Here is a 5,119-nt window from a genome sequence, read left to right on the forward strand (position 1 = left end):
GGCCGGGGCTGCCCGGTCGGCGGCTCGCCGGCCAGCGCGGCCGCGAACTCGGCGCGGATGGCGTGCAGGTGGTCGCGCATCCCGTCGTGCAGCGCGAGCAGTTGTCGGGCGATGAGCCGGCCGCGCTCCGGGTCGCCGCTCAGGTCGAGCGGGTGCAGCGCGACGACCGGGATCGTGCGGGTGGTCCGCGCCGCGTAGTCGCGGAAGCCGGGGTCGAGCGAGCACTGGGTCTCCCACTCGCGGTCCCGCTCAGCGCCCCGCAGCGGCTCGGCCCGCGCCGCGAAGGGGCGGACGCGGCCGGTGTCGGTGCCGATCTCGACGGTCACCTGGGCGCTGGCCAGCAGGTTGAGGTACCAGTGCGGGTGGGTGGGGGCGCCGCCGTTGGAGCCGAAGACGAGCAGCCGGTCACCGTCCCGCCGGTAGCCCGCGGGTGTGGTGTGCGGCCGCCCGGTCCTGCGGCCCGCCGTGGTGAGCAGCACTAGGTCTGCGCCCTCGAACGGGCCGCCCACCCGGCCGTTGTTGGCGCGGAACTCCGCGATGATCTGGTCGTTGAAGCCCATGGCCCGTCCCTCCACCGGGGCATGCCCGGCCTGCTAGGTTTGCTTTGAAAGCAAATCTAGCAGCCCTGTGGGGCGACCTCGTCAACCCGTCGGATCAGCCGTCCCGAAGCCGCGACTCGACCGCCGCTAGCGCCCGCCCCACCGCCTCCGCGCCCTGCTCGGCCTCGGCCACGGTCAGCGACAGGGGAGGGGCGATCCGCAGCACCCCGGCGCCCGGCGCGCCGCCCCTGCCGATCAGCACCCCGCCCTCCCTGGCCGCCTCAAGCGCCAGCGCCGCCGCCTCGGGCGACGGCTCGTCCGTGCCGGGCGCCACCAGCTCGACGCCGATCATCAGCCCGCGCCCGCGCACCTCCCGCACCACCGAGAGGCCCGCCGTCGCCGCCCGCAGCCGCTCGATCAGCAGGCCGCCGACCCGCCGCGCGTTGCCCGGCAGGTCGTGCTCGAGCAGATAGCCCAGGTTGGCGAGGCCGGCGCGCATCGTCACCGGGCTGCCGCCGAAGGTGGAGATCGAGTTGGCGTCCAGGCAGTTCATCACCTCGGCCCTGGCCACCACCCCGCCGATCGACATGCCGTTGCCGAGGCCCTTGGCGAAGGTCAGCAGGTCGGGCGGGCCGCTCGCGCCGTGCGCCTGCCAGCCCCAGAAGTGGTCCCCGGTACGCCCCCAGCCGGTCTGCACCTCGTCGCTGATCCACAGGATGCCGTGCTCGTCGAGCACCTCGCGGAACGCCGCGAAGAGGCCGTCCGGGCCCGAGGTGAAGCCACCCACCCCCTGAATCGGCTCCGCGATCAACGCCGCCACCCCGCCCCTGGTCTGGGCGAGCAGATCGCGCAGGTCGGCCACGCAGGCGGCGACGAACCCCGCGTCGTCGAGATCGGCGAACGGGCCGCGGGTGCGCACCCCGCCGTGCACGTAGAGCGTGCGCAGCGGCGACAGACTGGTCGGCGCCCAACCGGAGTTGCCGGTGATCCCGACCGCCGAGAACGACCGGCCGTGGTAGCCGTTGCGCATCGCGAGCACCTGGTTGGAGCGGCGGTGGGCGGTGGCCAGCAGCAGCGCCGTGTCGTTGGCCTCGGTGCCCGAGGTGGTGAAGAAGACCCGGGCGTCCGGGATCCCGGAGAGCGCCGCGATCCGCTCGGCGAGCTCCACCATCGGCCGGTTGAGGTAGAGCGTCGAGCCGTGCAGCAGCCGCCCGGCCTGCTCGGCCACCGCGCCGGCCACCTCGGGCAGCGCGTGGGCGGTCATGGTGGTGAGGATGCCGCCGAAGAAGTCCAGGTAGCGGTTGCCCTCGGCGTCCCAGACGTACCGGCCGACGCCGTGCGTCAGCTCGATCGGCCGCCCGTAGTAGAGCGTCAGCCACTCCGGTAGCACCGCCCGGTGCCGGTCAAGCAGCGTGGGCACGGCGGTGGTGGTCGTTTCGCTCACGGCCGCACCAGCCCCCCGTACGCGTCAGGTCGCCGGTCCCGGTAGAAGGCCCACTCCTGACGCACCTCCTCGATCAACTTGAAGTCCAGGTCGCGGACCACCAGTTCCTCCTCGCTGTCGCTGGCCGCCGCGCCCACCAGCTGGCCGCGCGGGTCGACGAAGTAGCTGCTGCCGTAGAAGTCGTCGTCGCCGTAGGGCTCGCGGCCCACCCGGTTGATCGCCGCGACGAAGTACCCGTTGGCCACCGCCGCGGCCGGCTGCTCAAGACGCCACAGGTGTGCCGACAGACCGCGCGACGTCGCCGACGGGTTGTACACCAGCTGCGCGCCCGCGAGACCCAACTCGCGCCAGCCCTCCGGGAAGTGCCGGTCGTAGCAGATGGTGACGCCGACCCGGCCCACCGCGGTCTCGAAGACCGGCCAGCCGAGGTTGCCCGGCCTGAAGTAGAACTTCTCCCAGAAACCCGGTAGTTGCGGGATATGGTGCTTGCGGTACCTGCCGAGCACCGTGCCGTCCGCGTCGATCACCGCGGCCGTGTTGTAGTAGGTGCCAGGCCGCTCCACCTCGAAGACCGGCACCACGAGCACCATCCCCGTCTCCCTGGCGAGCTCCCGCATCCGCCGCATCGTCGGCCCCTCGGGCACCGGCTCCGCCCATCGGTAGTGCTCGCGCTCCTGGACCTGACAGAAGTACGGGGCGTTGAACACCTCCTGGAACCCCATGATCCCGGCGCCCCTCCGGGCCGCCTCCCTGGCGTGCTCCTCGTGCTTGGCGATCATCGACTCCGTGTCGCCCGTCCAACTCGCCTGCACCAGCGCCGCGCGCACCACGTCCGCCATCGGCCGCTCCCGTCATCGCTCACCATGCGTAAGGATCTCTGACCCGGTGTGACGTAGCCTAACGAGGCGGGTAGGCACGGAGCCACGGAGCGCTGCGGAAGGAGACTCGGGGATGGGCGACAGCCGGCCGGTGTACCAGCGGATCGCTGACGATCTGCGCCGGCGGATCGACGAGGGCGAGCTCGCCGTGGGGGACCGGATCCCCTCCCGCGCCGAGCTCAAGCGGGCCTACGCGGCCAGCGACCAGACCGTCGACCGGGCCGTGCGGGTGCTGAAGGCCGCCGGCTACGCCAGCGGGCAGTTCGGCCGCGGGGTGTTCGTCAGCGACCGGGTGCCGATCGGGGCCCTGGTGCGCACCACGGCCACCGTCGACTCGCCGCTGGCCGCCCGGGTCAGCGTGCTCGGCGACGGGGCGGCGGACGCCACCCCCGACCTGGCCTGGGAGGCCGTCTCGACCGCCACGACCGCCCCGCCGGACATCGCGGCCCGGCTCGAACTGCGGACGGGGGAGCGGGTGATGTGCACTCGCTACGAGTACCTCGCTGACCGGCGCCCGCTCCAACTCGCCACCAGCTGGGAGCCGTTGGCCCTGACCGAGGGCACCGACGTCGTCTACCCGGAGCGCGGCCCCTACGCCCGCCGGGGAGTGCGCGGCCGGTTCGCGGCCATCGGCATCCGCGTCCTGCACGCCCGCGAGATCGTCGGCTCCCGGCCCGCCACGACCCCGGAGGCCGAGGCGCTCGGCTGCGCGCCCGGCCAGTGCGTCACGGCCGTGGAGCGCACCCACTACGACGCCGACGACCGCCCCGTCGAGACCTCGGACACCGTGGTGCTCGGCGACCGCTGGCGCCTGGCGTACGACATCGCGTTCGCCTAGTCCACCCGCCTGGTCCACCCGCCTGGTCTACCCGGGTGGTCCGCCCGGGCTACGACTCGGCGGCCTCCGCGTAGGCCTGGGACAGCTCGGGCGCGCCGGTGTCCGCCCACTCCTGGGCCGTGGCCACCACGTCCACCTCTCGGCCCGAGGCCATCACCACCACCGGCCGCCCGTCAGGCCCCGGAGCCCAGGCCGCGCCCGGCACCGTGCGCACGATCACCGTGCCGAGGAAGAGGCCGACGTCATTGGCCAGCCAGGGCAGCTCCTCGGGATCGTCACGCCATCCCGGCAACAACTGGTCGAGGGCCTCGAGCGACCTCGGCGTGTCGCTCAGCACGACCCCGGCCCGCTGCGCCCGGGCCCGCAGCAGCTCGCACTCCGACAGCAGCTGGGCCACTCCCTCGGGGTCCACCCAGGAGCCGGTCGGCGTGGCGGCGGGCTGCTTGCGCCAGTTGTCCAGGAAAGGGATGTTCATGCGTCCAGGGTCCCACCCCGGTGGCCGGCCGGGCCACCCAAGGATGTCACCAGTTGTTCACAGATTCGGTTAGTGAACCGACTCACAGGCCCGGGGTGGCCGCCGGCTCCAGGTCGAGGTCGACGACGACCGGCGCGTGGTCGGAGGCGCCCTTCCCCTTGCGCTCCTCGCGGTCCGCGTAGGCGTCGCCGACCAACTTGGTGAACGGCGCGTTGGCGTAGACCAGGTCGATCCGCATCCCACGGTTCTTCGGGAAACCCAGCTGCCGGTAGTCCCAATAGGTGAAGGCCCGCTCGTACTTCAGCGGGCGCGGCAGCACGTCGGACAGGCCCGCCTCGCGCAGCGCGGCCAGCGCCGCCCGCTCCGCCTCGGTGACGTGCGTGGCGCCCTCGAACGCCGAGCGGTCCCACACGTCGGCGTCCTCCGGCGCCACGTTGAAGTCGCCGAGCACCGCGAACGGGCGGGGACCTGCCGCGTCCTCGGCGACCGCCACCCGCAGGGCCTCCAGCCAGCTCAGCTTGTAGGCGAAGTGCGCGTGCCCGACCTCGCGGCCGTTCGGCACGTAGACCGACCACACCCGCACCCCGCCGCAGGTGGCCGCCACCGCGCGCGGCTCGGCCACCCCGTCGTACTCGGGGCCGCCCGGCAGCCCGCTGGTCACCTCGTCGAGGCCGACACGAGAGACGACCGCCACCCCGTTCCACCGGCCGCCGGCGTGCACGGCCGCCTCGTAGCCGGCCTCCCGCAGCCGCTCGACGGGGAAGGCACCGGGCTCGCACTTCAGCTCCTGGAGGCACAGCACGTCGGTGCCGCTGCGCTCAAGCCAGCCGAGCAGCCGGTCAGTCCTGACGGTGACGGAGTTGATGTTCCAGGTGGCAATGCGCATGACGCTTCTCTCGGATCGGCTCTCTGGTCGACGCGGGGCAGGGCAGGGCTGGGACGGGG

The 5,119-nt window shown here is 73.3% G+C and carries 6 protein-coding genes; 1 reads left to right on the forward strand and 5 read right to left on the reverse strand.

Going from position 1 to position 5,119, the window contains the following annotated elements:
• The 3 genes from E1265_RS33370 to E1265_RS33380 all read right to left on the reverse strand — a co-directional run.
• A partial coding sequence (locus E1265_RS33370; RefSeq protein ID WP_132934697.1) for a nitroreductase family deazaflavin-dependent oxidoreductase occupies window positions 1-560 on the reverse strand: 560 nt, incomplete at its 3' end.
• A 94-nt stretch (window positions 561-654) separates the two neighbouring features.
• The gene (locus E1265_RS33375; RefSeq protein ID WP_132934702.1) at window positions 655-1,959 is read right to left on the reverse strand and encodes an aspartate aminotransferase family protein; all 1,305 of its coding nucleotides are present in this window, start codon (window positions 1,957-1,959) and stop codon (window positions 655-657) included.
• A 20-nt stretch (window positions 1,960-1,979) separates the two neighbouring features.
• A complete protein-coding gene (locus E1265_RS33380; protein ID WP_132934698.1) occupies window positions 1,980-2,822 on the reverse strand; it encodes a nitrilase-related carbon-nitrogen hydrolase in 843 nt (280 codons plus the stop codon).
• Window positions 2,823-2,934: 112 nt separating this feature from the next.
• Between E1265_RS33380 and E1265_RS33385 the strand changes: the two genes are divergently transcribed.
• Window positions 2,935-3,699: a GntR family transcriptional regulator gene (locus E1265_RS33385; protein WP_132934699.1), complete on the forward strand. Its 765-nt coding sequence runs from the start codon at window positions 2,935-2,937 to the stop codon at window positions 3,697-3,699.
• A gap of 49 nt (window positions 3,700-3,748) precedes the next feature.
• Here E1265_RS33385 and E1265_RS33390 read toward each other — a convergent pair whose 3' ends face one another.
• Both E1265_RS33390 and E1265_RS33395 read right to left on the reverse strand, forming a co-directional pair.
• Entirely contained in the window at window positions 3,749-4,174 is a 426-nt protein-coding gene (locus tag E1265_RS33390; protein ID WP_132934700.1) for a DUF6278 family protein, read from the reverse strand.
• Between the two features lie 82 nt (window positions 4,175-4,256).
• A complete protein-coding gene (locus E1265_RS33395; RefSeq protein WP_132934701.1) occupies window positions 4,257-5,060 on the reverse strand; it encodes an exodeoxyribonuclease III in 804 nt (267 codons plus the stop codon).
• Window positions 5,061-5,119 lie beyond the last annotated feature (59 nt).

The sequence above is a fragment of the Streptomyces sp. 8K308 genome, from assembly GCF_004348315.1.
Taxonomy (GTDB): domain Bacteria; phylum Actinomycetota; class Actinomycetes; order Streptomycetales; family Streptomycetaceae; genus Streptomyces.

What these genes read in the sequence shown, in the direction of transcription:
- E1265_RS33380 (WP_132934698.1), bottom strand. Translation starts at nt 2,822, where the DNA reads ATGGCGGACGTGGTGCGCGCGGCGCTGGTGCAGGCGAGTTGGACGGGC.
- E1265_RS33385 (WP_132934699.1), top strand. Translation starts at nt 2,935, where the DNA reads ATGGGCGACAGCCGGCCGGTGTACCAGCGGATCGCTGACGATCTGCGC.
- E1265_RS33390 (WP_132934700.1), bottom strand. Translation starts at nt 4,174, where the DNA reads ATGAACATCCCTTTCCTGGACAACTGGCGCAAGCAGCCCGCCGCCACG.
- E1265_RS33395 (WP_132934701.1), bottom strand. Translation starts at nt 5,060, where the DNA reads ATGCGCATTGCCACCTGGAACATCAACTCCGTCACCGTCAGGACTGAC.